Origin of the sequence: Rathayibacter sp. KR2-224 (genome assembly GCF_049446075.1) — a bacterium.
In the GTDB taxonomy this organism is placed as follows: domain Bacteria; phylum Actinomycetota; class Actinomycetes; order Actinomycetales; family Microbacteriaceae; genus Humibacter.
In genome coordinates this window covers 34,242-60,516 of the sequence record NZ_JBMSEB010000001.1, presented here as the reverse complement: position 1 = coordinate 60,516, position 26,275 = coordinate 34,242, and the positions used below count along the sequence as shown (strand labels likewise).

Genomic DNA, 26,275 nt, shown 5'->3' with positions numbered 1-26,275 from the left:
CGTTCACGTCGGGTCGCAACCCACCGCGTTCGATCGCTTCACTGCTGGCTCATTGCGGGCCGTAGGCCGAGAGGAACCGGTTGCGGAAGGCATCCATTCGCCAGACGGGCGCGGACGGCGAGGGAAGCATTCCCGATTGCCAGTGCCAGTCGTCGATTCGCGACATGACGCCGCGGTCCTTCGAGATGATGCTCACCGGCACGTCGTGGTTCGCGGCCGGACCGCTGACGACGGAGGCCGGCTGGTGATCGCCGAGCACGACGAGCACCAGGTTCGGATCGCCGAAGGTGGTCAGGAAGGAGAACAAGGCGCCCATCGAGTACTGCACGGATTCCCCGTAGAGCTGTTGCACGCGGCGAGGGTCCTGCCAGACCACGCTCGGAGGCAGCCCCTGGCCAGGCTGCGGCGCGTAGACCGAGCCGTCTCCGAGCGATGGCCACGGCACGAGGTGCGGCAGCGGAGTCCAGGGAGTGTGGGATGAGACGAAGTCGATCTCGGCCATGACGGGCTTGTGCGGTGCGCTCAGCTCGTGCTGCTGCAGATAGTTCCAGGTGTACTGATCGGGAATGCGCGCATAGCTGAACCTCGGACCGTGATAGCCGACGTTCTGCGAGTTCAGCAGAGTGTCGTAGTGGTAGAACGACGTGCCGACCGGCCACGGGCCTGAATCCGATGGCACGTCGGAAACGGTGCGCCACCCGGCCTTCTTGAAGGCGCCGCTCAGCGTGAAGCGATCGCCCGCGGTCACCCTGTCGTACTTCTGCTGCGAGTCGATCCACAGCCCGGACTGCAGGGTGGAATGCGCCAGCCAGCTGACGCCGCCGAAGGTCGGCGAGGTGAGGAACGCGCTGCGCTCGGTGTATCCGGCACGTGCCAGCGCAGTGTTGCCGTCGCGCAGCACGGTGTCGACGCCGGACGAGAACGAGGTGTTCTGCACGGCGACCTGGCCGTAGCTCTCGATGAACGCGACGATCACGTCTTTGCCCTTGAGGCCGTTCAGCAAATCGGATGCCGGCAGTTGGGCGTACGCATCACCCGCGGATGCCTTCGCGAACGCCGCCTGTTCCTCTTCGGTCACACGCACCTGCGACGCCGTCGAGACCGCGAGGCCGATCGCATCGGATGCCGCGACCGGCTCCCCCGGTACGAGTTGCACGCCGACGAGCGCGGCGACGAGCCAGACGGCCGTCACGGTCGATCCCGCGGCGAGGGCGGCGCGGCGGTGCGCACGCAGCGCCCGGTCGAGCCGCAACAGCGCCCAGTACACCGCGAGCAGGGCTCCGCACGCGGCGATCAGCAGCAGGACAAGCAGTGCCGCAGCCCCGACCGTGCCCGCGGAATCGCGGAGCACGCCGTAGGCATCCCCCAGTTCCGACCAGTCGGTGACGACGTTGAAGGCGCGCGAGAGGGTGGTCTCGAAGCCCCTGTCGAGCGCCGCCAGCGCCGTCGCGGCGACGAGCAGCACGGCCACCGGCGCGGCGACGATGCGTCGAGCGAGCCGCGAAGGCAGCAGCGCGAGCACGAGCAGCCCGATGACGGCCTCGGCCGGCACCCGTAGCAGTGCGCCTCCGGAGCCCGAGGCGATGAGACCGGGTGCCAGCGCGGTCGCGACGAGCACGAGGGCTGCAAGCGTGGTCACGCCGGTCGCGACCGCACCACGCGTCGTGCGTCGGGCGTTCACCTGGTCGGTCATTCTGTGCTCCCCCGGTCTGCAGCAGGTGACGTGCCGGCCGACGGCGCAGGTGCGTCGCCGCGGCAGCGTTCGGACAGGCCGTACCGCAACAGGGCCACGTCGCCGATCGGCCGCACGTCGAGCAGCCGGGCGCGATGATCGGCCGTCCAGGGGAACACCGCGTCGTGCACGAGACGGGGAGCGCGCCCGTCGCCCACGAACAGCGGGGCGACCACGAGCTGCAGTTCGTCGGCGAGACCGGATGCCAGCAGCTGGGTGAGTACTGCTCGGCCGCCCTCGACCATGACGGTGCGTGCGCCGCGGGCGCCCAGATCGGCCAGAACGGCGCCGATGTCCACCCGCTCGCCCAGTCCCACCACCGTGGAGAGCGAGCCGAGCCGCTCCGCCAGCGGCGTTCGCACTCCGGCCGGGCAGTAGACCAGCCGGCATGTGTCACCGGTCGTGAAGAACCGGGCTCCGGCATCGAGATCGCCGGTCTGCGTGAGCGTCACCTTCCAGGGCTGACGGGGCAGGCCGGCGGCCACCCTGGCCGCGCACCTGCGCTCGCTGCGCACGAGCAGGCGCGGGTCATCCTTGCGTACGGTGCCGGCACCGACCAGGATCGCGTCGTGCGCGGCGCGCAGTTCGTCGACACGGTCGAGATCGGCGGTGTTGGACAGCGCGAGCCGCGGGGGCAATGCCGAGTCGAGGTAGCCGTCGATGGACATGGCGCAGCTGACGGTCACATACGGCAGTTCTCGTTGTGGCGTCGTCACGGTCGGCCTCCTGTCGGGCCGGCCGGCACGGTCGCTGGGATCGAAGCGATAGTTCCGGTGACCGGTACAACGGCATGCGAGACGGAGACGACGGACGGGCGGACGGATGCCGGCCGGATGGCCGCCACGAGGGCGACGACCGCTCCGGGAAGCACAGCGATCATCACCAGCACCCCGAAGGCCGTGGATGCCGCGACACCGGCGGCCGAACCGAGGCCGGCCATTGCAAATGCCCATGCTGCAACGCCTTCCCTTGGCCCCCATCCGCCGACGTTCACCGGGATCGAGGCGCCGAGCAGTACCACGAGGGCAAGAGCGACGAGGCGCAGGGGCGGCAGGTGCACGCCGATGCCCGCGACGGCGATGGCGAAGAGTGCGACGTGGCAGCTCACGGCGACCAGCGACGCCGCCAGCACCTGAACGGCGGCACGTGGAGCGCCGAGGCCGACCCGCAGCTCGACGAGTTCCCGAACGACGATGCGCCGCAGCTTGCGGCTCGCCGCGGCCGCCGCCAGCGCTGCCAGGAGGAGAGCGAGCCCGATGCCCAATTGCGCGAGCGCCCAGCCGGCGAACTCCGCTCCGGCCCAGCCGAGCACGACGAGCGTCACTACGGCCTGCACCGCCTGTCCAGCAACGCGTTCGATCGCGACCGCACGTGACGCCTGTGGCACATCGTGCACGTCGACCCCATGAGCGACGGCCCTGTGCACGTCGCCGAGCACTCCGCCAGGAAGCACGGCGTTGAGGAACTGCGATCGGTAGTACATCGCGATCGCGTTCCGAAACCCGATGCGCACGCCGAGACGGTTGGCCACGACGCGCCACCGCCACGCCGAAGCCGCGGTGGACACGGCGCAGATCGCCACCGCGGATGACACCGTCACGGGGTCGATGCCGAGCAGTCCTTCGGCGAACGGAGCGGGTCCGACGCGCACCACCACGGCGACCAGTACCACAAGTCCGATCAACGGCCTCGCCCATGCGCGCACGCGCCTCGGGGCGACGAGGGTTCTCCAGCCTCGCGCCGTGCCGTGGGCCGCCGTCCTCATCTCGGCCATGCCAGTAGGTCCTTGTGGTGCACGGCGACCGAGAGGATGCCGTCCCGCATCTGCTCTCGTCGCATCTTCAGATAGGCACGGGCCTCGGATCGCAACGCGGTGTCCTGCTCGAACGCGGCGTGCACCCAGCCTTCGAACCACTCGGTCAGGAGCTCCGCGTCGTGCGGCCCAAGTCGCCACGGCGTCTCTTCCGGACGCACGTGCCAGTCCGCCTGGAGGAAGATGCCGCGAGCGACGGCCACGGCATGAGGACCGAGCAACCTCCTGCCGTCGGTGCTGCGGCGCTGGTGAGCGTTGAACGCGTTCTGGAACGCCTCGTCGAGACGATGCCACGGCCGCAGGTCGACCCTTCCCGTCACGCTGAGACTCAGCAGCACAGGTGCTCTTGCCTGCAGACAGGCCGCCGCCATGGCGTGGAGCTCGCGAGATGTCAGCACGTCGAGCAGAGCGGATGCCGTGACCAGAGACGCGCCCCGCAGCTCGCCTGCGCCCACCTCTACCAACTCAGCAACGCGCGTTCGGATTGCGACCGGCCGGCCGTCGGCATCGTCGGGGATGCCCGCCTCGCCCGCGCGCTGCACCAACTGCTCATTCCAGTCGTGGAGCACCCAGGTCTGCGGCCCTGGCAGACGCGGTGCCAGCCAGCGCATCATCGAGCCCGTGCCGCTCCCCAGGTCGTGCACCGTCAGCGGTGCGGTGACCAGACGCACGGCGGCAGCAGCCAAGTCTGCCGAGCGGGCACGGGCATCCTCCTGCTCGCGCAGCGCCAGCCAGGTGCTGCTGGTCTCGATGACGTCGGTCATGCCGGCCTCCCGACCGCCACGGGAACATCGTCGTAGGACGAAAGGTCGGCGAGCACCGCCGCGACGGTACGCGCGGTGTCGAGCCATGACGGCGCCGTGAGGCGACCGCGCTCAGCTCGAGCTCTCAGGTCGGAGCGCCACGCGGCATCCGTCCACCAGCGCAGAAGCGCGGCGCGAAGCGCGGAAGGATCATCAGGCGGCACGAGCACGCCCGCTCCGCTTCCGCCGATCGCCTCCGGCAGTCCACCCGTTCGGCTCGCGAACACGGGGATGCCCCTGGCCACGGCGTCCGCGACCGCCATACCGAAGCTCTCGGCCCGAGACGGCGCGACCAGAAGGTCTGCTGCGGCATACACGTCTAAGAGCTGCCCACCGGTCAGCACGCCGGTGAAGCGAATGCGATCCGCGAGGCCCACGGATTCCACCCTGGCCCGGAGCGCCGCCGCGAAGCCGCGGTCCGTATCGAGGGAGCCGACGAAGGTGCAGGTCCATTCAACATCCGCGTCGATGCCGGAGAGGGCGTGAACCAGAACGTCCTGTCCCTTGTGCGGGGCGAGGGCTCCCACGCACAGCAGCCGGCCACCGTCGGACGAGCCGACGGTCGCTGGCGCCGGGGACACGCCTGGTCGCGCAACCGTGATGTCGGCGGCCCGAGCTGCTCCCGCGCTGACCAAGGCGTCCCTCGTCCACCGGCTCGTCGTGACGACTCTTCGCGCCGCACGGAGTGCGCGGCGTTCACGCTCGCCGGCCCCAGCCCGCTCGTGCGCCGGGGCCACGGACGCCGAGATCATGTGCGCGAGCGCCACGAGCCTGAGGCGCCGGGAGTGGTGCACGAGAGCGTCAGGAGCCTGCGCCGCGAGCAGACCATCGACCAGCACCAGGGAGCCGTCGCCCAGAGTCGAAAGCAGGCTCGCCATCGACGGCTCCCCCGGTCGGATCGGCTCGAGCCTCACATCCCAGCCGAGTCCCTTCAGACCGTCGCGAAGCGCGAGGTCGTAGACGTTGCCGCCGCTGACTCTGGCAGCATCGTCCACCCCCTCTGGCACGAGGAAGTGCACGCTGCCGGTCGGCCTGCCACGCGCGCCGCTCACAGCGTCCTCTCGTACGTCGCCCAGGCGATGTGCGACTCATGCAATGTGACCGCGATGCCGGAAAGGGCCCGCCCCGTCTCGCCCAGTCCACCTGCCGCGGCCTGTTCGGCAAGGGCATCCGCGATGGTACGGCAGAGCTGCTCGGTCGTGGTGTTCATACCCTCGAACTGCGGTTCGTCGTCCAGGTTGCGGTAGCTCAGCGAGCCGGTGATCTCGCGCAGAGCGGCCGAGGCCAGCCCGATGTCGACGACGATGCCGTCCGGGCCCAAGGCGCCGGCACTGAACGACGCGTCGACGACGAAGGTCGCGCCGTGCAGCCGTTGTGCTGGGCCGAAGACCTCGCCAGACAGGCTGTGCGCCACCATCATGTGGTCTCGCACCGTCACCGTGAACGTCATGCGCCCTCCCAATCGATCGTGTGGCACAGCACAGGCCGGCCGTCTGCTTGAAAAGTGCCGTCGGCCAGGGCTGCCATCACCTGCGGCAGGTCGCGCCATGAGGACTCCCCGCTCAGCAGAGCGTCGAACGCGGGGTCGCGCAGCATGCGCAGCGCGAGCGCGAGCCGGTCCCTCGTGCTGTAGCGGCCCCTGCGACGCGGTGCGACCATGCCGACCTGGCTCGAGCGGATCGAGAGTCGCCGCGAGTGGAAGTCCGAGCCGAGGTTGATGCTCACCGGCCGGTCCCCGAACCAGGCCGCCTCGATCACCTCGCCCTCCGTCGCGGCGCACTCGAGCGCGAGCTGCAGCCCGGATGCCGCTCCGCTCACGTCCACCACGACATCGCAGTCGCGCGGCGCTTCGTTCGGCTCGGCGAACCCGACGCCCAGCAACTCGGCCACCCGACGACGAGACAGGTCGACGTCGACGAGCGTCACCTGGGATTCCGGGATGCCGCGCAGCAGCCGTGCGACGCAGCATCCGATCATCCCTGCGCCGATCACGGCGACGCGGTCGCCGACCAGCGGCGAAGCGTCCCAGAGCACGTTCAGTGCGGTCTCGACCGACCCCGCGAGCACGGCTCTGCGCGCAGGGACGCCGTCGGGGATCGGCAGCACCGCGTCGGCGGGGACCACGAAACTCGACTGGTGAGGGAACAGCGTGAACACGGCTTGACCGCGCAGCTCGCCCGGTCCGCTCTCGACGACTCCCACGTTCAGGTAGCCGTACTCGACAGGGCCGGGAAAGTCGCCGTGTTGGAAGGGTGCGCGCATGCGTTCACGTTCACCCGCTGGCACTTTGCCGAGGAACACGGTGGTCTCGGTTCCCCTGCTGATCCCGGTGAATGTCGTGCGCACGAGCACCTCGTCGTCGCCGACCGGTGGGAGGGTCTGTGTACGCAGCGCCCCGACTCCCGGTCGTTCGACCCAGAACGCGGTTGCCTCGGTCACGTGCCTCCCTCTGTACACCCCGACTGCTGCCGAATCCGGCTGCTGCCGATCCTGATCGCCGAATCCGATTACAGAACCGATTCGACCCGTACTGAACCTTCCGGTACCCAATCGCGTCTTAACCCATGAGGGGCCATGCAGAAGACACGAGGACGACCATGAGATCGGTTCACCGGATACCGGCCGCCGCGGCAGCTGCCGGCATCGGCGCGACCGCGGTAGTGAGCCTCGTCGATCCGCTGCCGCCGGTGGCGTGGGTGGTCGCTGTCGGATACGCCGTCGTTGCGAACACGCTCCTCGGCGTCGGTCTCCGCCGCAGACGCACCGTGCGGTTCGGTGCGGCCAACGTGGTGACGACCGTGCGTTCGGCACTCGTCGGGCTGATCACTGCGATGGTCGCAGCTTCGCTGATCGCGCCGGTCTCGGTGCCCCTCCTGGTAGCTCTCACCATCCCCGCCCTTGCGCTTGACGCGGTGGACGGATGGGTAGCGCGCCGCACCCGGTCCGCTTCCGAACTCGGCGCCCGCTACGACATGGAGGTGGATGCGTTCCTCCTCCTCGTTCTCAGCGCGTTCGTCGCGCAGTCCCTCGGCGGCTGGGTGCTCGCCATCGGCCTGATGCGCTACACGTTCGTCGCCGTCGGCTGGGTTCTGCCGTGGTTCCGCGCAGTGCTCCCGCCGCGATACTGGCGCAAAGTCGTGACGGCGGCGCAGGGCATCGCGCTCACGGCCGCGGCATCCGGACTGCTCCCGGGCATCGACGCCGTGCTTGTGCTCATCGCGCTGCTGCTCCTCGTCGAGTCGTTCGGGCGCGACGTCGTCTGGCTGATCAGGCACCGCCGCAGAGTGACGTCTTCGGTGACCGTGCTCAGCTCCGCGCTCGGGGAGTCACGGCCTGCGGAGTCGTCACCTCTGGCGCCTGGGATATCGGCGCCCCAGACGTTGGCGCCGCAGGCATCAGCGACTCGGGCATCGGCGGCTCGGGTATCGGCAGAGTGAGTTGCCGCGCCTCCAGCAGCGGGCACGCGAACGGATCCTTGTCTCCGAGGCCGACCCGATTGATGTAGCGGAAGACGATCAGGTACGACTCGAAGAGCCCCGTCTCGACGTACGGCACGTCCCTGCTCGCGCAATAGCCGCGCACCACGGGAGCGGCGCGTCTCAGATGCGGACGCGGCATCGATGGGAAGAGGTGATGCTCGATCTGGTAGTTGAGCCCGCCCATCGCGAAGTCGAGCACGCGGCTTCCCCGGATGTTGCGGCTCATCATGACCTGCCTGCGCAGGAAGCCCAGTCGCATGTCCTTTGGAACCAGCGGCATCCCCTTGTGGTTCGGCGCGAATGACATGCCCATGTAGAAGCCGAACAGGCCCAGTTGCACACCGAGGAAGGCTCCCGCCTTGCCTGGCGGCAGCATGAGGAACAGGATGCCCAGGTAGCCCACCAGGCGCACCATGAGGAAAGCGATCTCCACCGGTCTCCGCGCAAGCGGTTCGCGCGCGAACACGCGGCGCACACTCGAGGCGTGCAGAGAGATGCCCTCGAGGAACAGGATCGGAAAGAAGAACACGCCCTGGTGCGAGAACACCCACGGCAGCGGCCAAGGGCGATGCCTGGTCACCTGCTCGTGCGTCAGCGAGATGACGGGCAGATCGATATCGGGGTCGTAGCCCTGGCGGTTCGGGTTCGCGTGGTGCTTGGTGTGCTTGTGCTGCCACCACCCGTAGCTCATGCCGATGAAGAGGCCTCCGAGGATGAGGCTGATCCAGTCGTTCCATCTGCCCGAACGAAAGATCTGCCTGTGTGCCGCGTCATGCCCCAGGAACGCCGTCTGGGTGAACACGACGGCGAGCAGGGCGGCGACGGCGAGCTGCCACCAGGAGTTGCCGACCCAGAGGAACAGTGCGAAACAGGCACCATACGCGAGCGGGACGGCGATGAGCCTCGTCCAGTAGTAGCCGTATCGTCGCCGCAGGAGCCCGGATGCGCGGATGTCGGCGGCCAGTTCGGTGTAGTCGTTGCCCGGCCGTTCCGCACGAGAGACCGTGCTGCGAACCGCACCCGAACTCGTCCCGACGCCATGGCTGGTCATGGCATCCTCCCGCCTGCACCGCGCATCTGCGGCACGCCGATCAGTAGGCGGTCAAGGTCTGGGAATACCTGTTTTCGAGTGTACGCGCGGCGCCTCGGCCCGCTCCGATGCAGGGAGGATGGTCAGGCATTCGCCAGCTCTTCGATCACGATCTTCTTCTGGCGCATCATGACCTGGACCTGATCCGGAGTGCGCGTGAGCTCTGACATGTTCCTAGGGACGATCTGCCAGCTCACGCCGAACCGGTCCTTGCACCAGCCGCATTGCTCGGCCTCTGGCACATGCGAGAGCTTCGCCCAGTACTCGTCGATCTCGGCCTGGTCGGCGCAGCCGACCACGAACGAGATCGCCTCGTTGAAGGTGAACAGGGGGCCGCCGTCGAGGCAGACGAAGTCGACGCCGTTCAGCGTGAAGCGGCCGTTGATGACCTTGCCGGACATTCCGGCGAAGTGTTCGTCGAGGCTCTCATCCGGATACTCGTCGATCGAGACGATGCGCGAGTCGGGAAACACGTCTACGTAGTACTCCATCGCTTCGCGCGCCTGGTCGTTGAACCACAGACATGGCTGGATGGGTGCGATATCGGGCATGGTCGATTCCTCCTTGTTGTATTGCTTGTCGTGTTTCTTGTCGTGTTCCTGCGTCTGCCGGCCGCTTCGTTCACCGCACGGCCTCGAGGAGGTCATCGATCTGGCCAAGCGCCAGTCGCATGCCCTCCTCCATGCCCATCTGAACCAGCCGTTCGAGCTCGTCGATGCTCGCGAAACGACTGACCGTGGTCATGCGAGTGCCAACGCCTCGGACTCCGAGCTCGACCGATTCGAGGATCACCTCGGTGCGGGTCACGGGCATGCCCTCGGACGGCGAGCCGTCGTCGTCGGAGAAACCGTCGTCGAACTCCAGCCGACTGGGCGGCTCGACGAGCGTGATCGTCCACCAACCGTGGGCCTTCTCGCCCTGCGGTCCCGTCATGTAGTACGCGCTCCGTGCACCAACACGGAGGTTGTGTTCGTCGAACGTTGCAGGCCACGTGGGCGGACCCCACCACCGTTCCAATTGGCGCGGGTCCTGCCACACCTGCCAGACCCGCTCGGGCGGGGCCGTGAACTCGGCCACGAACGTCATGGTCAGGTTCTCGGTGTCTCTGTCGACAGTGATCACCGTCATCGGTGCATTCCTTCCGCGTCAACTGCGCTTGCCGGGGTAAGAGGCGACTCGATGTCGCCGGCCAGGATGCGTTCGATCCCGGCCGCGCGTTCCACCCAGATCGCCTCGTATCGGTTCAAGAGCTCATTGGCGCGGCGGATGACCGCCGGTTGCGCCCGCACCAACTGCTCGCGCCCCCGCCGCTCCTTGCTCACGAGTTGCGCGGAGACGAGCACAGCGACGTGCTTCTGCACCGCTGCGAAACTCATCGCGTATCCGCCGGCCAGGGCTGAAATCGACTGGTCGCCGCGAAGGGTGCGCGCCACGATGTCGCGTCGAGTCGCGTCGGCCAGCGCATGGAAGATCCGGTCGATCTCGACATCGGAGAGGATTTCGTTCCGTTCACGTACAACCATTTGGTTGCACGTTATGCCGATCGGAGGCGCCCGTCAAGAGGTCAACCGGTGGCGCCGGATGCCTCGACTCGCTTCGGCGGGCGCTTGAACGCCTCCCGCATCATGAGCTGCGCAACCGACGGCGCTCCGGCGAGAGTGCCGACCGCCGCAGTCGCGCCGACGAAGCGGTCGTCGTCCAGTTGCCGAAGCATGGCGTCGGCAAGATCGATGCGGGAGGTGAACTTCTGCGGCAGGTAGCGCTCGGCGATTCGGTAGTCGCTGACGGCATCCGCGTCGAAGAGGCCGGACGGGCGCATCACGGTCCAATCCACCGCGCTGTCGGCGAGGAGCGCCTCCATGCGTTTCATATCGTCGTACAGCGTTTTCCCCAGCACCCGCGTCACATACGGCTGCAGCATCCGCTCGAAGAAGAAGCCGCCGTGCGGACCGGCCGCCGCGTCGACAGCGCTGGAGCTGACGCAGACGATGCGGCGCACGCCATGCTCGGCCATCGCGTGCAGCATGGTCGTGACCCCGACCGAGTACGTGGTGATCTCCTGCTTGCTGTACGGCACGCCGAGAGCGGACAGAACGGCATCCTGTCCAGCCACGGCAGTCGTCACCGATTGCTGCCGATAGACGTCGCCCCGCTCCACCCGCAGACGCGGATGCGTGAGCGGGAAGACCTCGGGCGATCGCGTCACAGCGGTCACGACGTGGCCACGCTCGAGACCCAAGCGCGTGACGAGCCGGCCCGTCGGCCCGTTCGCGCCGAACACCACGATCTTCACTAGATTCTCCCTATCGTCGAATACGAGATAATATGATAATCATACTATACGGATACGAGAATGAATAACACAGACCACCGGGACCACCGACGCATCACCGCAGAGCTCAAGCGACGCTTCCGCGATGTCAACAACCAGATCGCGCTGTTGTCGCACCACGTCTCGGTACGCGTCGAGCTGCGCGACGTCGACCTGGACTGCCTCGACCTCCTTGCCCAGCACGGGCCGGCGAGCCCGAGCGCGTTGGCGAGGCGTGTGGGTGTGCATCCGGCGACGATGACGGGCGTGATCGATCGACTGGAGAAGGGCGGATGGATCGCCAGGCAGCGCGACGAGAACGACCGGCGCGCCGTGGTCGTCTCCGCGCGCCAGGATGCCATCGGCGAGGTGTTCAGGCACTACGAGGGCATGAACGCGCAGCTGGATGCCGTCTGCGCGGACTACTCCCCCGCCGAGTTGGAACTCATCACCGGTTTTCTGCAGAAGACGGCCGACGCCGGTCGCCGGGCGGTCGAGGAGTTCTCCTAGACCAGTCCCTCAGACGGTCACTGCGAGGCAGGCGACGAGGCCCACGACAGTTACGACGATGAACGCGCACACGACCACGACGGTGCCTTTCGCCTGACGGCGGCGCTCGTCTCTACGGTCGGCACCCCACAGCTCGGCCTTGAGCCGCACCCGGTGCGCCTCGGCGACGATGTCGCGCGTGCCCGGGAGCGAGAGGTCCAGAGCGCCCCGCTCGAGCTGCTGCTCGATGCGCAGCGCCTCGTCGACGGTCATCGGCGCCTTCGCGACCGTGCGAGCTGTGGCGCGGCCCCTGGCACGGGTGCCGCGCAGGTCGTCGCGTTCCGCCATTGGGCACCTCCTGTCAGACCGTGCCACTCCAGCGTACGAGCAGTGGCCCGGTCCAGCCTAGGCGCGTGTCACTCCGTCTGTCCGGCAGGGACGAAACGGTATCCCATGCCCGCTTCCGTGATGAGGAAGCGGGGGCGCGACGGCTCGGGCTCGAGCTTCTTGCGCAGCTGCGCCAGGTACAAGCGCAGATAGCCGGAGTCGGAGGTGTGATGTGGTCCCCAGACCTCGGTGAGGATCGCCTCCCTTGTGACCAGGCGGCCCGGATTCCGCACGAGCAGTGACAGGATCTGCCATTCCGTCGGCGTGAGGCGCACGGGCTGGTCCGCCTTGGTGACGCGTCGGGCACCGAGGTCGACGAGCACGTCGCCGAACGCGACGCGCGGCTCGTCGTCTGCTGCGGGCATCCTGCGCACGAGGGCACGGATGCGCGCCAGAAGCTCGTCGGTCGCGAACGGCTTGGTCACGTAATCGTCCGCTCCGCGATCAAGCGCCTCCACCTTCTCCGCGGAGTCGGTTCTGCCCGAGATCACCAGGATCGGAACCGTGCTCCAGCCGCGGATCGCCTCGATCACGGCGAGCCCGTCGAGCGCCGGCATGCCGAGGTCGAGCACGACCAGGTCGGGATGGTCGTCGATCACCCGGTCCAGAGCTTGCTTGCCGTCCGATGCGATGACGACGTCGTATCCGCGGGCCGTGAGGATGATGCGCAGCGCGCCGAGGATCTGCCTGTCATCGTCGGCGACGACGATCTTCATCCGCGTTCCTCCTCACGCTCGTGCACGAGGGGCGCAGCGGATGCCCGCCCTGCGTCCGTCTGACGCGTGGCGTCCGAGAACAGCGGGAGCGTCACGACCATCGTGAGGCCGCCCCCTGGCGTGTCCTCTGGAGCGAGCGTGCCGCCCATCCCCTCCACGAAACCCTTCGACAACGCCAGTCCGAGCCCGATGCCCGTCGTGTTGTCGGTGTCCCCCTCGCGCTGGAAGGGCTGGAAGATGGCATCCTTCCGCTCCTCGGGAACGCCGGCACCGCGGTCGGCTATGCGCACCTGCAGCTCCTCGCCGAAGACGCTCGCGCCGAGCCGAGGCGGTGTTCCGGCGGGCGAGTACCGCAGGGCGTTGGCCAGCAGGTTGACGAGAACGCGTTGCAGCAGCACTGGATCGGCGAGCACCGCAGGCGTGTTCTCCGGCACATCGAGGTCAACGCTTCCAGGCGGTGCCGAGAGCTCCTCGAGCGCGGCGGGCAGCAGGTCCTCGATCTCGACGCGGCGCAGCGAGACCGCGAGGGCTCCGGCCTGCACTCGCGTCACGTCGAGCAGATTGGTCACGAGCGCGTCGAGGTTCGCCAGGCTGTCCTTCGCGGTCTCGAGCAGGGCATCCCGATCCTCGCCGCTCAACCGCACGTCGGCCGAACTCAGACTCGTCACGGCAGCGGTCGCCGCCGCAAGCGGCCTGCGGAGGTCGTGCCCGACAGCTGCGAGGAGCGCCGAGCGCACTCGGTCCGTCTCGGCGAGCGGCTTCAGCTGGATCGCGGTCTCGCTCAGTTCGCGATGCTCGAGGGCGGCATCCAGTTGCGTGACGATCACCGACAGCACGCGACGGTCGGATGCCGACAGCTCGGCTCCGTAGAGCTCGAGCGTTCCTCTCTCGCCCACGCGCTCAACGGTACGCAACGCCTCGGCGCCCGGTTCCCCTTCCTCCGAGATGACGGCTCCGTCAGCGGAGACGAGACGCACCAGAGTCAGCCCGAACGCCTCGCGCGCCCTCTGAACGAGCGCGTGCACCGCGTCGTCGCCGCGGATCACGCCCCCGGCCACCGTGGCGAGCACGTCGGACTCAGCGGCCGAGCGATGGGCCGACCTCGTGCGTCTGGCAGCGCGGTCGACCACGAGGCTGACGAGTGCAGCGCCGACGACGTAGAGCAGAAGTGCGAGCAGGTGCACGGGCTGGGCGATCGTGATCGTGTACAGCGGTGCCACGAAGAGGTAGTCGAGCGTGAGCCCGGACAGCACGGCGGCGAACAGTGCAGGCCAGATGCCGCCGATGAGGGCGACGACGATCACGAGCAGCTGGAAGGCGAGCACGTCGCTCGTCAGGGCGTCCGGGCTGCGGAACAGCCAGAGCAGCACGCTGAGCAGCGGTCCGGCGACGAGTGCCACCGCGAAGCCGTACAACCGGCGCCGAACGCTCAGCGCACCACGGGCACGGGGAAGCACGAGCTGCCGGCTTCCGGCAGCCGAATGCGACACGATGTGCACGTCGATGTCGCCTGAGGCCCTAATGACAGTCGCGCCGATGCCAGGGCCGGTGAGGAGTGCGAGCAACCGCGACCGTCTGGAGACGCCGATCACGAGCTGGGTGGCGTTGACGGCCTTCGCGAAATCGACGAGTGCCGCGGGAATGTCCGAGCCGACGATCTCGTGGTACGCGCCGCCGAGCTTCTCCACGAGCGCCCGCTGCTCGGCAAGGGCGCGCGGATGCCGCTCCCGCAGCCCGTCATCGCTCACCACGTGAACGGCGAGCAGTTCCCCTCCGCTCGATCGTGCGGCGATTCGCGCGCCCCTGCGCAGCAGCGTCTCCCCCTCCAGTCCCCCGGTCAGAGCGACGACGACGCGTTCCCTCGCCTCCCATTTGCTGTCGATGCCGTGCTCGCGACGGTAGGTCTGCAGCGCGCTGTCCACCTCGTCGGCGAGCCAGAGCAGCGCGAGCTCGCGCAATGCCGTGAGGTTGCCGAGCCGGAAGTAGTTCGACAGGGCGGCATCCACTCGCGCTGCCGGGTACACGAGCCCCTCGGCGAGCCGGTCGCGGAGGGACTGGGGAGCCAGGTCGACCACCTCGACCTGGTCGGCTGCGCGCAGCACGGCATCGGGAATCGTCTCCTGCTGGCTGATGCCCGTGATCTGCTCGACGACGTCGTTCAGCGATTCGATGTGCTGGATGTTGACGGTCGAGACGACGGTGATGCCGGCGTCCAGCAGCTCCTGCACGTCTTGCCAGCGCTTCTCATGCCTTCCGCCCGGCGCGTCGGTGTGCGCCAACTCGTCGACCAGGGCGACGTCAGGCGCCCGTGCGAGGACCGCATCAAGGTCCATCTCGGTGAGTTCGACGCCGCGGTGCAGAACCGAGCGACGGGGAACCACCTCGAGGCCTTCGAGCATGGTCGCAGTGGCGACCCGCCCGTGCGTCTCGACGACGGCGACCACGACATCCTTGCCGCCGTCCGCCAGCCGCTTGCCCTCTTCGAGCATGGCGTAGGTCTTGCCGACACCGGGAGCGGCGCCGAGCAGCACCCGCAGCTTGCCCCTGCTCACTTGTGCGTCTCGTCCCCCTCGGGATCCATCTTCGACAGCGCGAGATTCAGCTGCAGCACGTTCACCGTCGGCTCCCCGAGGTAACCGAGGTCCCGCCCCTGAATCCTAGACTTCACAAGCTCTTCCACCTTCGATTCCGAGATGCCTCTGGCCCGAGCCACGGCAGCTACCTGCAGCAGCGCATACTGCGGGCTGATGTGCGGGTCGAGTCCCGATCCGGATGCCGTCACCGCGTCAGGCGGGATGCTCGCGGCATCCACGCCGTCGAGCTTCTCGATTCCGGCCTTACGGGCGTCGATCGCCTTGGTCAGGGCCGGGTTGTTCGGCCCGAGATTGCTGGCGCCTGATGCCTCGGCGTCGTAGCCGTTGCCTGCGGCGGAGGGTCTCGACTGGAACCACTGCTGCAGCGGCGCACCCTTGGCGTCGGTGAACGACTGGCCGATGAGGCTCGATCCGACCGTCTTGCCGTTCACTGCGACGAGTGAACCGTTCGCCTGCACGGGCATGGTCAGCTGGCCGATTCCCGTCATGACGAGCGGGTACACGACGCCCAGCGCCACGGTCAGCACGACCATGGTGCGCACTGCGACCCAGTACTGGCGTCCAGCGCCGCGCAGGGTGGGATTCATGGCAGTTCTCCTTCTTGTCCGGCCCGTTCGGCCGTCTGAGTCGAGTTGCGAGGCATGCGGAGCTCGTCAGAACCCGGGAATGAGCGCGACGAGCAGATCGATGAGTTTGATGCCCACGAACGGGGCGATGATGCCGCCGAGCCCGTACACCAGCAGGTTCCGCCCGAGCAGCAGGGATGCCGACGACGGCCGGTAGCGCACGCCGCGCAGTGCCAGCGGAATGAGCACCACGATGATGAGCGCGTTGAAGATGACGGCGGAGAGGATGGCCGAGGACGGCGAATGCAACTGCATCACGTTGAGCGCCTGCAGCCCGGGAAAGACGCCGACGAACATGGCGGGAATGATGGCGAAGTACTTCGCCACGTCGTTCGCGATCGAGAAGGTCGTGAGCGCCCCGCGCGTGATGAGCAGCTGCTTGCCGATCGAGACGATGTCGATGAGCTTGGTGGGGTCGGAGTCGAGGTCCACCATGTTGCCCGCTTCTTTTGCGGCCGACGTTCCCGTGTTCATGGCCACGCCGACATCGGCCTGGGCGAGCGCTGGGGCGTCGTTGGTTCCATCGCCCGTCATGGCGACGAGCTTGCCGCCCTCCTGCTCGGCGCGGATGAGGGCGAGCTTCTCCTCTGGCGTGGCCTCGGCGAGAAAGTCATCGACTCCGGCCTCCGCGGCGATGGCTTTCGCCGTGAGCGGGTTGTCGCCCGTCACCATGACGGTGCGGATTCCCATGCGCCGCAGATCCGCGAACCGGTCGGCGAGACCGGACTTGACCACGTCTTTCAGATGGATGACGCCCAGGATGTCCGTGCGTCCGTCCGCAGAGCGCCTCGCGACGACGAGCGGCGTGCCGCCTGAACGCGAGATCGACTGAACCAGCTCGTCGAGTTGCGATCGCAGGGATGCCTCCACCCGACCGGCCTCCTCGGCCCACCTCAGCACCGCGCTCGCCGCCCCCTTGCGGATGAAGCTCCCGTCGGCGAGATCAACGCCGCTCATCCTGGTCTGCGCCGTGAACGGCACGGCCTCGCCCGTGATCGACGAGGGAACCGGCCTGTCGAGACTCGTCGCCAGGACGACGACGGAAGAGCCTTCGGGGGTCGGGTCGGTCAGCGAGGCCAGCGCCGCGGCATCCGCGAGCTCGTCGAGCGTTGTGCCCGCGACCGGAAGGAATTCACTTGCCTGCCGATTGCCGTACGTGATGGTGCCGGTCTTGTCGAGCAGGAGCGTTCCCACGTCGCCCGCCGCCTCGACGGCCCGGCCCGACATCGCGAGCACGTTGTGCTGCACGAGCCGGTCCATGCCTGCGATGCCGATGGCCGACAGCAGCGCACCGATCGTGGTGGGGATGAGGCACACCAGAAGCGCGACGAGCACCGGAACCGTCGGTGTGGCGTTCGCGAAGCCTGCCACCGGGCCGAGGGCCAGGATGACCACCACGAAGACGATGGTCAGGCCCGCGAGCAGGATGTTCAGAGCGATCTCGTTGGGCGTCTTCTGCCTCGCCGCGCCCTCGACCAGACGGATCATGCGGTCCACGAACGTCTCGCCCGGCTTCGAGGTGATGCGCACGACAATGCGGTCGGAGAGCACTCGTGTGCCGCCCGTGACGGCGCTCCGGTCTCCCCCGGACTCACGCACGACAGGGGCCGATTCGCCTGTGATCGCCGACTCGTCGACGGAGGCGATGCCCCACACGATGTCGCCGTCGCCGGGGATCAGCTCGCCGGCCTTCACCACCACGACATCGCCCAGCGTGAGCTCGGCCGACGGCACCTGGGTGACGGGAGCGTGAAGTGCTGCCGGGTCGTCGTCTCCGTAGCCCACGATGCGGTTGGCCGTCGTGGTCGTTCGCGTCTTGCGGAGGCTGACGGCCTGCGCCTTACCGCGGCCCTCGGCCACGGCTTCGGCGAGCGTGGCGAAGATCACGGTCAGCCACAGCCATACGGCGATCCACCAGGTGAAGGCGACCGAAGTGGCGGTGCCTCCCGACACCTGGCGCCCTAGGAACGGCTGCGCGATGGCGAGCACCGTGGTGAGCGCGGCGCCCACCTCCACGATGAACATCACGGGGTTGCGCCACATCTGACGTGGATCGAGCTTGCGCAGGGCATCCGGAAGGCTCGTCACCAGTTGTCTGGCGTTGAACGCGCCGCCCGACGTCTTCTCGGGCCGCTGCGGGGTGGTGACCTGTTCGTCGGTCGGTTGCACGGGAACAGTGGTCATGGTCAGTTCAGTCCTTCTGCAAGGGGCCCGAGCGCGAGCACCGGGAAATACGTGAGAGCGGCGACGATGAGGACCGTGCCGACGAGCAGGCCGACGAACATCGGCCGATGCGTGGGAAGGGTGCCTGCCGTGACGGGCAGGCGTTCCTGGGCGGCGAGCGACCCGGCGAGCGCCAGCACGAACACGATGGGCAGGAACCTGGCGAGGAACATGACGGTTCCGAGCGCCGCGTTCATCCATGGCGTGTTCGCCGAGATGCCGCCGAATGCCGAGCCGTTGTTGTTGCCTGCCGAGGTGAAGGCGTAGAGGATCTCGGAGAAGCCGTGCTGGCCAGGGTTGAAGACCGTGGTCTTCTCCACCGATTGCACGACGCCGGGGATGGCGAAGCTGAGCGCCGTTCCGGCGAGAACGAGGGTGGGGGTGGTGAGGAAGTACAGGCTGGCCAGCTTGATCTCCCTGGCCCCGATGCGCTTGCGCAGGTACTCCGGAGTGCGTCCCACCATGAGCCCTGCGAGGAACACGGCCACGATCGCCATGACGAGGATGCCGTAGAGCCCGGCGCCGATTCCGCCAGGCGCGACCTCCCCGGTCATCATGTTGATCATCGTCATCATGCCGCCCAGAGGCGTCAGGCTGTCGTGCGACGCGTCGACCGCTCCTGATGAGGTGAGTGTGCTCGTCGTGCCGAACAGCGTGGAGCCCAGGATGCCGAAGCGCTGCTCCTTGCCTTCCATTGCGTTGCCGGCGGCGGCGGTGGCGGCTCCGCCCGTCGTGCTCTCGATCCAGGTGAAGAGCGAGACGGATGCCGCGAAGATCACTCCCATCGCCGCCAGCACCGCGTATCCCTGACGCCTGTCGCCCACCATGGTGCCGAACGTGCGCGGAAGGCTGAACGGGATCAGGAGCATGAGGAACACTTCGACGACGCCCGTCCACGCGGTGGGATTCTCGAAGGGATGCGCCGAGTTGGCGTTGAAGAACCCGCCCCCGTTGTTGCCGAGCAATTTGATCGCCTCCTGCGAGGCGACGGGACCGCCTGGGATGCTTTGCGTCGCCCCCGCCAGCGTGTGCACGCTCTGCGCGGCGTTCAGGTTCTCGATGGCGCCCCCGGCGATGAGCACCAGGGTGAACAGCACCGACAGCGGCAGGAGGATGCGAAGCACGCCGCGCGTCAGGTCGACCCAGAAGTTCCCGATCGTGCCTGAGCGATGTGCCACGAATCCGCGCACCAGCGCGATCGCCACGGCCAGACCCACAGCCGCCGAGGCGAAGTTCTGCACGGTCAGAGCCGCCATCTGCACCGTGTATCCGACCGTCGTCTCTGGCGAATAGGACTGCCAGTTCGTGTTGGTGACGAACGAGATCGCGGTGTTGAACGACAGCCCTTCGGGCACAGCAGGCAGCCCGAGCGAGAGCGGCAGCCACGCTTGCAGCCGTTGCAGCAGGTACACGATGAGAACGCCGACGATCGAGAACGCCAGCACGCTTCGCAGGTAGATCGGCCAGCTCTGCTCGGAGCCAGAGTCGACACCGATGAGCCGGTACACCCCGCGCTCCACGCGGAGGTCCTTGCGCGACGTGAAGGTGTGCGCCATGTAGTCGCCGAGCGGCCGGAAGCACAGCGCGAGCATCAGCGCGACCGTGCCGAGCTGAGCGAGGAAGAGCCAGAGCACCATCTAGAACTTCTCCGGCTTCACGAGGGCGTACACGAGGTACACGAGGGATGCCGCAGCCAGCAGCGCAGACAGCACGACGAAGAAGGTCACAGCTTCTCCACCGCCCTGGAAACGAGGGCGACGACGACGCCGAGGGCGACGATGCCGAGAATGCAGACGACGTCAAGCACGAGGATGCTCCGTTCGAGTCGCGCACCGCGATGAGCGGCAGCGGGTCGCAGATCACGACCGAGTGACATCGAACTCGCCCTGCACGGGCGCGCGCGCTCTCCTCACGGAATCCTCACGGCAGGCGGCAGGACGCTAACGGATTCCATGCATGAGGTGTGCGATCAGCCCCGTGCTACTGGTCGACCCAGAATCCGCGGCCGCCGAACCAACCGTCGCCGTAGCCGCCGCCGTAGCCGCCGTCGAACCCGCCGTAGTCGTCGGTGGACGGCCGATCCGAGCGTGAGCCGCGTGAGCCACGCGATCCCAGGTAGCTGTCCACCACCGCCACCCCGAGGTCTTCGAGCTCAGGCGCCACCACGCGCCCGTTCACCCGCTTCGCGAGCCCGTCGACGAAGCGTGCGAGGCCAGGGTCGGAGCCGAGGCGGAAGATCGTGATCTGCGCGCCAAGCCGCATGGAGACATCCAGCTCGTCCACGGTGTGGGCGATCGTGATCGGGTGCGGCGGGTAGGCGAACCGCACCGACCCGTCCGGCTCGAGGTGCGACGTCGGCTCGCCGTCGGTCACGACCAGCAGCACGGGCTGCGCGTCGGGATGCTTGCGGAAGTGCCGATTGGCAAGCAGTAGCGCGTGGTGCAGGTTGGTGCCCTTGTCCCACATGGCATCGAGCCCGGTCAGTTCCTCGATCTCCATCACCTGCGCGTGCCTCGAGAACCCGATGAGCTCCAGACGGTCGTCACGGAACCTGGTGCGGATGAGCGTGTGCAGCGCGAGCGCCGTGCGCTTCATGGGCACCCACCTGCCGTCCATCGCCATCGAGAACGATGTGTCGACCAGCAGGGCGACGGCGGCCTGCGTGCGTGACTCGGTCTCCTCCACCTCGATGTCGTCCAGTTCGATGCGACGTGCGGTTCCCTGGTCTCCGGATGCCCGCCGCAGCACACCGTTGAGCATGGTGCGCGGAATGTCCCACGGCTCGGTGCTGCCGAACTCCCACGGTTTGGTGCCACCTGATGCCTCGCCCGCCGCGCCGGTGAGCCGAACGTCGCGCTCTCCCTTGCGCCGCGACATCCGCTCCGCGATGTCGCGCAGGAGTGATTGCCCCAACTGCCGCATCGCCTTCGGGGTGAGCTGCAGGTTGCCGCGGGAATCCCGGCGGAACGTGTTGCTGCGCCGCAACGCCTGCTCGAGGTCGCGCAGGGTGCGGGCATCCACCGCTGCCTCGTCGCCTAGCTGGTTCGCCAGCTTGTCGAGGTCGATGTCGTCGAGGCGGGCGCCGTCGTACGCCTGCGACAGCTGCTCGGCGAGTTCGTCGAGATCCGCGAGGTCGGACAGCACCTGGGTGCCCTCGGCGAGGCCGAGGGGCTCATCCCCGTCGAAGCGCTCGGATCCGCTCCAGTCCTCCCCGGGCCGCAGAGCCTGCAGGTTGGCGTCGAGATCGGCCAGCTGTTCCATGAGCTGCGGAGACCCGAAGGCCTGGGCGGACAGCTCCATGAGTTCCTGACGCTGCTCGTCGGTCATCGAGTTGAGCATGCGTTGGGCTGCGGCCGAGCGGGCGGCGAGTGCATCGATGAGTTCGTCGACGTTCTGCGGGTTCTCCGGAAAGTACTGCCCGTGCTTGCTCATGAACTCGTCGAAGTCCTCTGGGGTGTCTTCGCCGCGCCTGTGCTTGTCCAGCAGCTGGTTGAGGTCGGAGAGCATCTCGTTCACCGACTGCCGGTCTTCGTCTGTGACGTTCTGCAGCGCCTGTTTCATGCCGGAGAACCGCTGCCCGAGCAGTTCCTGCCCGAGCATGTCCTTGATCTTCTGGTAGTCGGCACGTGCCTGCGGCGAGCGCCAGTCGTAGTCGCTGAGCTCGTTCACCGCGGCCGAGGTCGAGGCGGGCAGGCTCTCCAGCCGCATCTCGGCGAAGGAGCGGTCGGTGTCGTCCATGTCGACGTCACGGGCGAGCTGTTTGCGTTCCTCGAGCACGGCATGCTCGAGCAGCTTCTGGATGTCTTGCAGCGTGCCGCCGAGGTTGTGTCGCCTCAACATGTCCCTGCGTCGCTCCGCCACGCGTCTGGCGAGATCGTCCAGACCCTTCTGGTCGCGGCCTCCGCGCCGTAGGAACTCGTTCATGGCGCGCTCCGGCGAGTACCCGGCCATGACGTCTTCGCCTATCGCGTCGAGCGCCTCGGCGAGGTCGACCGGCGGTGCGAGGGGGTCGCCGCCCTGGTACCTGTGGAATCTGCTCAGCGGCGAACGTGGGGCACGGCCCCCGTGGCCCGAGTCCTCTAGGCGTGCCGGCCCGCCCGGATGCTCAGCCATAGATGGTCTCGCTCCCGTCGGTGTCCTTGCCTATCTTGCGCGCGAGGTAGAGGCCCTCGAGCGCGAGTTCGATGGCGGCCGCGCGTTCGCCGTCGGTGCGGGCATCCAGTTGCTCGACGATCTCGTCGTACACGGGTGACTCGCCGAGCATCGGGAGTCCGTCGAGGAACTCCGCCGCCGTGACGCGCTCGCCGGTGGCAACCATGGCTCCGTCTTCAATGGCGGCGATGAGCGGCCCGAAGTCGATGCCCCGCAGATGGGCGCGCACGGCGTCCGCCGTTGCGGTTCGCAGCAGGTGCGTCAGCACCTCGGATTCCCTGCCCTGCTCCCCTGTCTCGAACTCGATCTTGCCGCCGAGCACATCGACAGCCGTCGACAGGTCCACCGTGCGCGCCACCGCTTCTTCCTCACCGCGTGTGGTCGCTCGATGCAGCGCGGCGGCGGCTATCGTCTCGGCACCCGCGATCGCGAACCGGGCGCTCACACCGCTGCGCTGGTCGATCGAGCTCGACTCGCGCAGGTTGCGGGTGAAACGAGCGAGGATCTCGATCAGGTGGTCGGGAACATCCGCCACCAGGTCGGCCTCCTGCCTGATCACTGCCATTTCGGCTTCGAGCTGTCTCGGGTAGTGCGTGCGGATCTCGGCGCCGAACCGGTCTTTCAGCGGCGTGATGATGCGCCCGCGATTCGTGTAGTCCTCCGGGTTGGCGCTGGCGACGACAAGCACGTCGAGCGGAAGGCGCACGACGTATCCGCGGATCTGGATGTCGCGCTCCTCCATCACGTTGAGCATGGAGACCTGGATGCGTTCGGCCAGGTCCGGCAGTTCGTTGATGGCCACGATGCCCCGATGGCTGCGCGGGATGAGCCCGAAGTGGATGGTCTCGGGGTCGCCGAGCGAGCGCCCTTCGGCGACCTTCATCGGGTCGACATCGCCGATCAGATCTGCCACAGAGGTGTCGGGTGTCGCGAGCTTCTCGACGTAACGCTCGCTGCGGTGACGCCACGCAACGGGCAGATCGTCGCCGAGTTCGGCCGCGCGGCGGACGGATGCATGAGTGATGGGCTCGTAGGGATGCTCACCCAACTCCGACCCGCCGATGACCGGCGTCCACTCGTCGAGCAGGCCGCCCAGCGTACGCAGTAGTCGCGTCTTGCCCTGCCCGCGCTCGCCGAGCAGCACCACATCGTGCCCGGCGAGGAGCGCGCGTTCCAGCTGAGGGATGACCGTGCTCTCGAAGCCGTGCACGCCTGGCCACGGATCCTCACCCGTCCGAAGCTTCATTAGCAGGTTATCGCGCACCTCGGCGCGTAGTGACTTCTGCACGTGCCCGGACGCCTTCAGCTCCCCGAGTGTGCGGATCTGCGGCGCGGGTGAGGCGGAATCGGGGCCGGGATTGGACCACGGGGTGGGTTCGGGGGTGACGGGGTACGACTCGTGCGAAGGCGTCATGCTCCACGATACGCACGCTGTCCCCTTCAGCGGGGCGGATCAGAGCAGCGATACGGCCTGCCCTCGGCGACCGCTCAGGCTCGCCTCGTACCCACCAGCACTCCCGCGCCGAGCACGTGGCCGGCGACACCCGGCAGGAGCTGCTGCAGACCGGCAAAGTCGTGGGAGTCGAAGGCCCTGTCGAGCGCGAAGAGGTGGAAGCCGTAGTGATGTGCACCATGCCCGGGCAGCGGTCGGGGCCCCTGGTACGCGACCCAGCCACGGAACGCCGGGATGTAGTGCACGGCCAGATTCCCGGGCGTCAGCGCGCCCTCCTCGATGCCTCCGGTCGATGCTGCACCCACTGCGTCGGTGTCGGGATCGAGGAGCGCGATCATGTGGATGATCGGGGCCGTGAACGGAGCATCCGTGTCTTCGAGGATCAGGAGCAGCTGCCTCGTGGAGGCCGGGACGCCGCTCCATTGGAGAGCAGGAGACACATTCCCGTCCCTTACGCCGGCGCAATGGCGTTTCGGAATGGTGGCTCCGGGCTCGAACGAAGGCGAGGTGACGGTGAGGATGCCCTGACCGGCCAGTTCGGGAGCGAATCGCACGCTGCGCTGCGGGTCGGAGCGTTTGCCGCGCAACAGCCATCCGAGCGGCGTCACCAGGAGTTCTGCAAGAGACACTCGACGTCCTTTCTCGCGCGGCGACCTCGGCGCGCTGCCTTCAACCGCTGCAGGGAACCGTAGGCTGCCCACTGTGATGGTGTTGTCGAGGCTACCTGGCGACGCGACGGTGGCGTCCCGGCCGCACGGTGCAATGGGACTGTTCGCATGAGGTCGTCGCGCCTCGAGGCCTTCAGCGACGGCGTTCTGGCCATCGTCATCACCGTCATGGTGCTCGGCCTCGCGGTGCCGACCGGACACAGCCTCGCGTCACTGGTGAACACCTCAGGACTGGGTCTGCTCACCTACCTGCTCAGCTTCATCTACATCGGCATCTACTGGAACAACCATCACCATCTTTTCCAGCTGCATCCGCGGGTGAGCGGGGAGGTGCTGTGGGCGAACCTCCATCTGTTGTTCTGGCTTTCGCTCTATCCCTTCACGACGGCATGGCTCACCGAGAGCCGCGTGGCAACCGTGCCGACCATCGTCTACGGCATCAATCTGCTTGCGGCGGCGATCGCGTACAGCATCTTGCAGGCCGTGATCGCACGGGGACCCGGAGGAGACAGGCTGCGTGAGGCCATCGGTCGCGACGTCAAAGGCTGGGTCTCCCCCGTCTTGTACGCACTCGGCATCGGGCTGGCGTTCGTCGTGCCGTGGCTCGGGCTGCTGCCCTTCGTTGCCGTGGCCGTCATCTGGCTCATCCCCGACCGTCGCATCGAGCGGTACCTGGCCGAGCATCCGAGCGACGACGAAGACCCAGCCACCTAGGCGACCCGTCTGCGCAGCGCAAGCCGTCGCGACTCGTCCGGCATGGTGCTCCCATGGAGCCATGTCGTCAGCAGGTGATGTCGAGCGGCCGGGTGCTGAGCGCTGGGTGCCAGAGCGGCACACGTTGAGCGCACTGCGTTCGGCCGCGGCCTCGTGTCACGGGTGCGAGCTGTGGCGGGATGCCAGGCACGTGGTGTTCTCGCAGGGGCGGGCATCCGCCGGCATCATGCTCGTGGGTGAGCAGCCGGGCGATCACGAAGACACGACGGGCGAACCGTTCGTCGGGCCTGCCGGGCGGCTGCTCGACGAGGCACTCGAGGCCGCGCACATCGACCGCGAGAGCACGTATCTCACGAACGCGGTGAAGCACTTCAGGCACCACGTCTCAGGCAAGCGGCGCATCCACGACAAGCCGGAGGTTGGCAACATCGTCGCCTGCCACCCCTGGCTCGAGGCGGAGTTCGACGTCGTGCGTCCACGCGTCGTCGTGTGCCTCGGCGCCACGGCCGTGCGAGCCGTGTTGGGCCGCCCGATCCCCATCTCGCGGGCACGCGGTCAACGGTTCGACGGGCCGGATGCCGCGCCCGATGCGGCCGTGTTCGTCACGACGCACCCTTCCGCAGTGCTGCGCCTCCGGGGAAAGGAAGGCTTCGACGAGGCCTTCGACCGCTTCGTGGGCGACCTCGAGGCGGCCGGCTCGGCAGCGCACGAAGGCTAGAGGTCTTCGGGCGCCAGGTCGCCCTGCCCCTCGTCGCCGAGCTCCACTTCGAACGGGTCCTCGCCCTGGCTCTCCGGCTGAGCCTCGTCGGGAATGCCGAACCCGTCGGCCTCGAGCTCCTCCGCCTCTTCCGCCTCGACGTCTTCCTCGGGGAGCGGGTCGGCCTCGCCGATGTCCTCAGGGTCGCGAGGCTCGGTGTCCGGGCTGGGGATGGCAGCATCGGCCGCGTCGTCCGACTCGATGTGGATGCCCTCGTCGCTGTCCATGAATGCTCCTCACGTCGTCTGCGCGGGCGCTCGCCCGCAAG

27 protein-coding genes and 1 pseudogene are annotated in these 26,275 nt (G+C 67.9%); 4 read left to right on the top strand and 24 right to left on the bottom strand.

Features of this window, described 5'->3' with window-relative positions:
- Positions 1 to 49: 49 nt before the first annotated feature.
- Genes ACO2Q7_RS00310 through ACO2Q7_RS00280 form a run of 7 tightly spaced genes read right to left on the bottom strand, consistent with a single transcriptional unit; the run spans position 50 to position 6,787 of the window.
- Positions 50 to 1,693, bottom strand: a complete 1,644-nt coding sequence (locus ACO2Q7_RS00310; RefSeq protein WP_423353657.1) for a CDP-alcohol phosphatidyltransferase — start codon at positions 1,691 to 1,693, stop codon at positions 50 to 52.
- Positions 1,690 to 2,448, bottom strand: a complete 759-nt coding sequence (locus tag ACO2Q7_RS00305) for a RibD family protein (protein WP_423353656.1) — start codon at positions 2,446 to 2,448, stop codon at positions 1,690 to 1,692. The genes ACO2Q7_RS00310 and ACO2Q7_RS00305 overlap by 4 nt, the downstream gene beginning before the upstream one ends.
- Complete coding sequence (locus ACO2Q7_RS00300; RefSeq protein ID WP_423353655.1) at positions 2,445 to 3,506, bottom strand: lysylphosphatidylglycerol synthase transmembrane domain-containing protein; 1,062 nt, start codon at positions 3,504 to 3,506, stop codon at positions 2,445 to 2,447. The genes ACO2Q7_RS00305 and ACO2Q7_RS00300 overlap by 4 nt, the downstream gene beginning before the upstream one ends.
- A complete protein-coding gene (locus tag ACO2Q7_RS00295; protein ID WP_423353654.1) occupies positions 3,494 to 4,309 on the bottom strand; it encodes an SAM-dependent methyltransferase in 816 nt (271 codons plus the stop codon). The genes ACO2Q7_RS00300 and ACO2Q7_RS00295 overlap by 13 nt, the downstream gene beginning before the upstream one ends.
- Positions 4,306 to 5,400: a glycosyltransferase family 4 protein gene (locus ACO2Q7_RS00290; protein ID WP_423353653.1), complete on the bottom strand. Its 1,095-nt coding sequence runs from the start codon at positions 5,398 to 5,400 to the stop codon at positions 4,306 to 4,308. The genes ACO2Q7_RS00295 and ACO2Q7_RS00290 overlap by 4 nt, the downstream gene beginning before the upstream one ends.
- Positions 5,397 to 5,798, bottom strand: coding sequence for a 6-pyruvoyl trahydropterin synthase family protein (locus ACO2Q7_RS00285; RefSeq protein ID WP_423353652.1), 402 nt, complete (start codon positions 5,796 to 5,798; stop codon positions 5,397 to 5,399). Before ACO2Q7_RS00285 ends, ACO2Q7_RS00290 begins: the two co-directional genes overlap by 4 nt.
- Positions 5,795 to 6,787, bottom strand: coding sequence for a zinc-dependent alcohol dehydrogenase (locus tag ACO2Q7_RS00280; protein ID WP_423353651.1), 993 nt, complete (start codon positions 6,785 to 6,787; stop codon positions 5,795 to 5,797). Before ACO2Q7_RS00280 ends, ACO2Q7_RS00285 begins: the two co-directional genes overlap by 4 nt.
- A gap of 125 nt (positions 6,788 to 6,912) precedes the next feature.
- On the opposite strand from ACO2Q7_RS00280, the pseudogene ACO2Q7_RS00275 reads away from it, so the two are divergent.
- Positions 6,913 to 7,566 (top strand): annotated as a pseudogene (locus tag ACO2Q7_RS00275) (CDP-alcohol phosphatidyltransferase family protein); the annotation flags it as partial.
- An 88-nt stretch (positions 7,567 to 7,654) separates the two neighbouring features.
- Here the strand turns inward: ACO2Q7_RS00275 and ACO2Q7_RS00270 are convergent.
- From ACO2Q7_RS00270 to ACO2Q7_RS00250, 5 genes are all read right to left on the bottom strand, one after another.
- Positions 7,655 to 8,878, bottom strand: coding sequence for a fatty acid desaturase family protein (locus tag ACO2Q7_RS00270; protein ID WP_423353650.1), 1,224 nt, complete (start codon positions 8,876 to 8,878; stop codon positions 7,655 to 7,657).
- A 122-nt stretch (positions 8,879 to 9,000) separates the two neighbouring features.
- Positions 9,001 to 9,468: a VOC family protein gene (locus tag ACO2Q7_RS00265; RefSeq protein WP_423353649.1), complete on the bottom strand. Its 468-nt coding sequence runs from the start codon at positions 9,466 to 9,468 to the stop codon at positions 9,001 to 9,003.
- A 70-nt stretch (positions 9,469 to 9,538) separates the two neighbouring features.
- On the bottom strand, positions 9,539 to 10,045 hold the full coding sequence (locus tag ACO2Q7_RS00260; RefSeq protein ID WP_423353648.1) for an SRPBCC family protein: 507 nt from the start codon (positions 10,043 to 10,045) through the stop codon (positions 9,539 to 9,541).
- A complete protein-coding gene (locus ACO2Q7_RS00255; protein ID WP_423353647.1) occupies positions 10,042 to 10,440 on the bottom strand; it encodes an ArsR/SmtB family transcription factor in 399 nt (132 codons plus the stop codon). The genes ACO2Q7_RS00260 and ACO2Q7_RS00255 overlap by 4 nt, the downstream gene beginning before the upstream one ends.
- 41 nt (positions 10,441 to 10,481) lie before the next feature.
- Complete coding sequence (locus tag ACO2Q7_RS00250; RefSeq protein ID WP_423353646.1) at positions 10,482 to 11,210, bottom strand: NAD(P)-dependent oxidoreductase; 729 nt, start codon at positions 11,208 to 11,210, stop codon at positions 10,482 to 10,484.
- A gap of 60 nt (positions 11,211 to 11,270) precedes the next feature.
- Here ACO2Q7_RS00250 and ACO2Q7_RS00245 point away from each other — a divergent pair, with 60 nt between their 5' ends.
- Positions 11,271 to 11,738, top strand: a complete 468-nt coding sequence (locus ACO2Q7_RS00245) for a MarR family transcriptional regulator (RefSeq protein WP_423353645.1) — start codon at positions 11,271 to 11,273, stop codon at positions 11,736 to 11,738.
- A gap of 9 nt (positions 11,739 to 11,747) precedes the next feature.
- On the opposite strand, the gene ACO2Q7_RS00240 is transcribed toward ACO2Q7_RS00245, so the two are convergent.
- The 11 genes from ACO2Q7_RS00240 to ACO2Q7_RS00190 all read right to left on the bottom strand — a co-directional run bounded on the left by ACO2Q7_RS00240 (position 11,748) and on the right by ACO2Q7_RS00190 (position 24,497).
- The gene (locus ACO2Q7_RS00240) at positions 11,748 to 12,065 is read right to left on the bottom strand and encodes a hypothetical protein (protein WP_423353644.1); all 318 of its coding nucleotides are present in this window, start codon (positions 12,063 to 12,065) and stop codon (positions 11,748 to 11,750) included.
- A 68-nt stretch (positions 12,066 to 12,133) separates the two neighbouring features.
- Positions 12,134 to 12,820, bottom strand: a complete 687-nt coding sequence (locus ACO2Q7_RS00235) for a response regulator (RefSeq protein WP_423353643.1) — start codon at positions 12,818 to 12,820, stop codon at positions 12,134 to 12,136.
- Positions 12,817 to 15,372 (bottom strand): ATP-binding protein, encoded by a 2,556-nt coding sequence (locus ACO2Q7_RS00230; RefSeq protein WP_423353642.1) that lies wholly within the window; start codon positions 15,370 to 15,372, stop codon positions 12,817 to 12,819. Before ACO2Q7_RS00230 ends, ACO2Q7_RS00235 begins: the two co-directional genes overlap by 4 nt.
- On the bottom strand, positions 15,369 to 16,001 hold the full coding sequence (gene kdpC, locus ACO2Q7_RS00225) for a potassium-transporting ATPase subunit KdpC (RefSeq protein WP_423353641.1): 633 nt from the start codon (positions 15,999 to 16,001) through the stop codon (positions 15,369 to 15,371). Before kdpC ends, ACO2Q7_RS00230 begins: the two co-directional genes overlap by 4 nt.
- A gap of 66 nt (positions 16,002 to 16,067) precedes the next feature.
- Positions 16,068 to 18,224: a potassium-transporting ATPase subunit KdpB gene (gene kdpB / locus ACO2Q7_RS00220; protein ID WP_423353640.1), complete on the bottom strand. Its 2,157-nt coding sequence runs from the start codon at positions 18,222 to 18,224 to the stop codon at positions 16,068 to 16,070.
- A gap of 2 nt (positions 18,225 to 18,226) precedes the next feature.
- The gene (kdpA, locus tag ACO2Q7_RS00215) at positions 18,227 to 19,900 is read right to left on the bottom strand and encodes a potassium-transporting ATPase subunit KdpA (protein ID WP_423353639.1); all 1,674 of its coding nucleotides are present in this window, start codon (positions 19,898 to 19,900) and stop codon (positions 18,227 to 18,229) included.
- Complete coding sequence (gene kdpF / locus ACO2Q7_RS00210) at positions 19,901 to 19,990, bottom strand: K(+)-transporting ATPase subunit F (protein WP_423353638.1); 90 nt, start codon at positions 19,988 to 19,990, stop codon at positions 19,901 to 19,903.
- Positions 19,987 to 20,139, bottom strand: coding sequence for a hypothetical protein (locus ACO2Q7_RS00205; RefSeq protein ID WP_423353637.1), 153 nt, complete (start codon positions 20,137 to 20,139; stop codon positions 19,987 to 19,989). The genes kdpF and ACO2Q7_RS00205 overlap by 4 nt, the downstream gene beginning before the upstream one ends.
- Positions 20,140 to 20,243: 104 nt before the next feature.
- Positions 20,244 to 22,376, bottom strand: coding sequence for a vWA domain-containing protein (locus tag ACO2Q7_RS00200; protein ID WP_423353636.1), 2,133 nt, complete (start codon positions 22,374 to 22,376; stop codon positions 20,244 to 20,246).
- On the bottom strand, positions 22,369 to 23,829 hold the full coding sequence (locus ACO2Q7_RS00195; RefSeq protein WP_423353635.1) for a sigma 54-interacting transcriptional regulator: 1,461 nt from the start codon (positions 23,827 to 23,829) through the stop codon (positions 22,369 to 22,371). Before ACO2Q7_RS00195 ends, ACO2Q7_RS00200 begins: the two co-directional genes overlap by 8 nt.
- Positions 23,830 to 23,903: 74 nt before the next feature.
- Positions 23,904 to 24,497, bottom strand: a complete 594-nt coding sequence (locus ACO2Q7_RS00190) for a YbhB/YbcL family Raf kinase inhibitor-like protein (protein ID WP_423353634.1) — start codon at positions 24,495 to 24,497, stop codon at positions 23,904 to 23,906.
- Positions 24,498 to 24,644: 147 nt separating this feature from the next.
- Here ACO2Q7_RS00190 and ACO2Q7_RS00185 point away from each other — a divergent pair, with 147 nt between their 5' ends.
- Positions 24,645 to 25,250, top strand: coding sequence for a TMEM175 family protein (locus ACO2Q7_RS00185; RefSeq protein WP_423353633.1), 606 nt, complete (start codon positions 24,645 to 24,647; stop codon positions 25,248 to 25,250).
- A 61-nt stretch (positions 25,251 to 25,311) separates the two neighbouring features.
- The gene (locus tag ACO2Q7_RS00180; protein ID WP_423353632.1) at positions 25,312 to 25,968 is read left to right on the top strand and encodes a UdgX family uracil-DNA binding protein; all 657 of its coding nucleotides are present in this window, start codon (positions 25,312 to 25,314) and stop codon (positions 25,966 to 25,968) included.
- Here ACO2Q7_RS00180 and ACO2Q7_RS00175 read toward each other — a convergent pair.
- On the bottom strand, positions 25,965 to 26,234 hold the full coding sequence (locus ACO2Q7_RS00175) for a hypothetical protein (RefSeq protein ID WP_423353631.1): 270 nt from the start codon (positions 26,232 to 26,234) through the stop codon (positions 25,965 to 25,967). The two genes, ACO2Q7_RS00180 and ACO2Q7_RS00175, sit on opposite strands and share 4 nt — an antisense overlap.
- Positions 26,235 to 26,275 lie beyond the last annotated feature (41 nt).

Excerpts from the sequence above, each read along its gene's own strand:
- ACO2Q7_RS00235 (WP_423353643.1), bottom strand. The coding sequence starts at position 12,820 with ATGAAGATCGTCGTCGCCGACGATGACAGGCAGATCCTCGGCGCGCTG.
- ACO2Q7_RS00270 (WP_423353650.1), bottom strand. The coding sequence starts at position 8,878 with ATGACCAGCCATGGCGTCGGGACGAGTTCGGGTGCGGTTCGCAGCACG.
- ACO2Q7_RS00285 (WP_423353652.1), bottom strand. The coding sequence starts at position 5,798 with ATGACGTTCACGGTGACGGTGCGAGACCACATGATGGTGGCGCACAGC.
- ACO2Q7_RS00245 (WP_423353645.1), top strand. The coding sequence starts at position 11,271 with ATGAATAACACAGACCACCGGGACCACCGACGCATCACCGCAGAGCTC.
- ACO2Q7_RS00255 (WP_423353647.1), bottom strand. The coding sequence starts at position 10,440 with ATGGTTGTACGTGAACGGAACGAAATCCTCTCCGATGTCGAGATCGAC.
- ACO2Q7_RS00175 (WP_423353631.1), bottom strand. The coding sequence starts at position 26,234 with ATGGACAGCGACGAGGGCATCCACATCGAGTCGGACGACGCGGCCGAT.
- ACO2Q7_RS00300 (WP_423353655.1), bottom strand. The coding sequence starts at position 3,506 with ATGGCCGAGATGAGGACGGCGGCCCACGGCACGGCGCGAGGCTGGAGA.
- kdpC (WP_423353641.1), bottom strand. The coding sequence starts at position 16,001 with ATGAATCCCACCCTGCGCGGCGCTGGACGCCAGTACTGGGTCGCAGTG.
- ACO2Q7_RS00260 (WP_423353648.1), bottom strand. The coding sequence starts at position 10,045 with ATGACGGTGATCACTGTCGACAGAGACACCGAGAACCTGACCATGACG.
- ACO2Q7_RS00265 (WP_423353649.1), bottom strand. The coding sequence starts at position 9,468 with ATGCCCGATATCGCACCCATCCAGCCATGTCTGTGGTTCAACGACCAG.
- ACO2Q7_RS00295 (WP_423353654.1), bottom strand. The coding sequence starts at position 4,309 with ATGACCGACGTCATCGAGACCAGCAGCACCTGGCTGGCGCTGCGCGAG.
- ACO2Q7_RS00310 (WP_423353657.1), bottom strand. The coding sequence starts at position 1,693 with ATGACCGACCAGGTGAACGCCCGACGCACGACGCGTGGTGCGGTCGCG.
- ACO2Q7_RS00200 (WP_423353636.1), bottom strand. The coding sequence starts at position 22,376 with ATGGCTGAGCATCCGGGCGGGCCGGCACGCCTAGAGGACTCGGGCCAC.
- ACO2Q7_RS00205 (WP_423353637.1), bottom strand. The coding sequence starts at position 20,139 with ATGTCACTCGGTCGTGATCTGCGACCCGCTGCCGCTCATCGCGGTGCG.
- kdpA (WP_423353639.1), bottom strand. The coding sequence starts at position 19,900 with ATGGTGCTCTGGCTCTTCCTCGCTCAGCTCGGCACGGTCGCGCTGATG.
- ACO2Q7_RS00180 (WP_423353632.1), top strand. The coding sequence starts at position 25,312 with ATGTCGTCAGCAGGTGATGTCGAGCGGCCGGGTGCTGAGCGCTGGGTG.
- ACO2Q7_RS00195 (WP_423353635.1), bottom strand. The coding sequence starts at position 23,829 with ATGACGCCTTCGCACGAGTCGTACCCCGTCACCCCCGAACCCACCCCG.
- ACO2Q7_RS00240 (WP_423353644.1), bottom strand. The coding sequence starts at position 12,065 with ATGGCGGAACGCGACGACCTGCGCGGCACCCGTGCCAGGGGCCGCGCC.
- kdpB (WP_423353640.1), bottom strand. The coding sequence starts at position 18,224 with ATGACCACTGTTCCCGTGCAACCGACCGACGAACAGGTCACCACCCCG.
- ACO2Q7_RS00185 (WP_423353633.1), top strand. The coding sequence starts at position 24,645 with ATGAGGTCGTCGCGCCTCGAGGCCTTCAGCGACGGCGTTCTGGCCATC.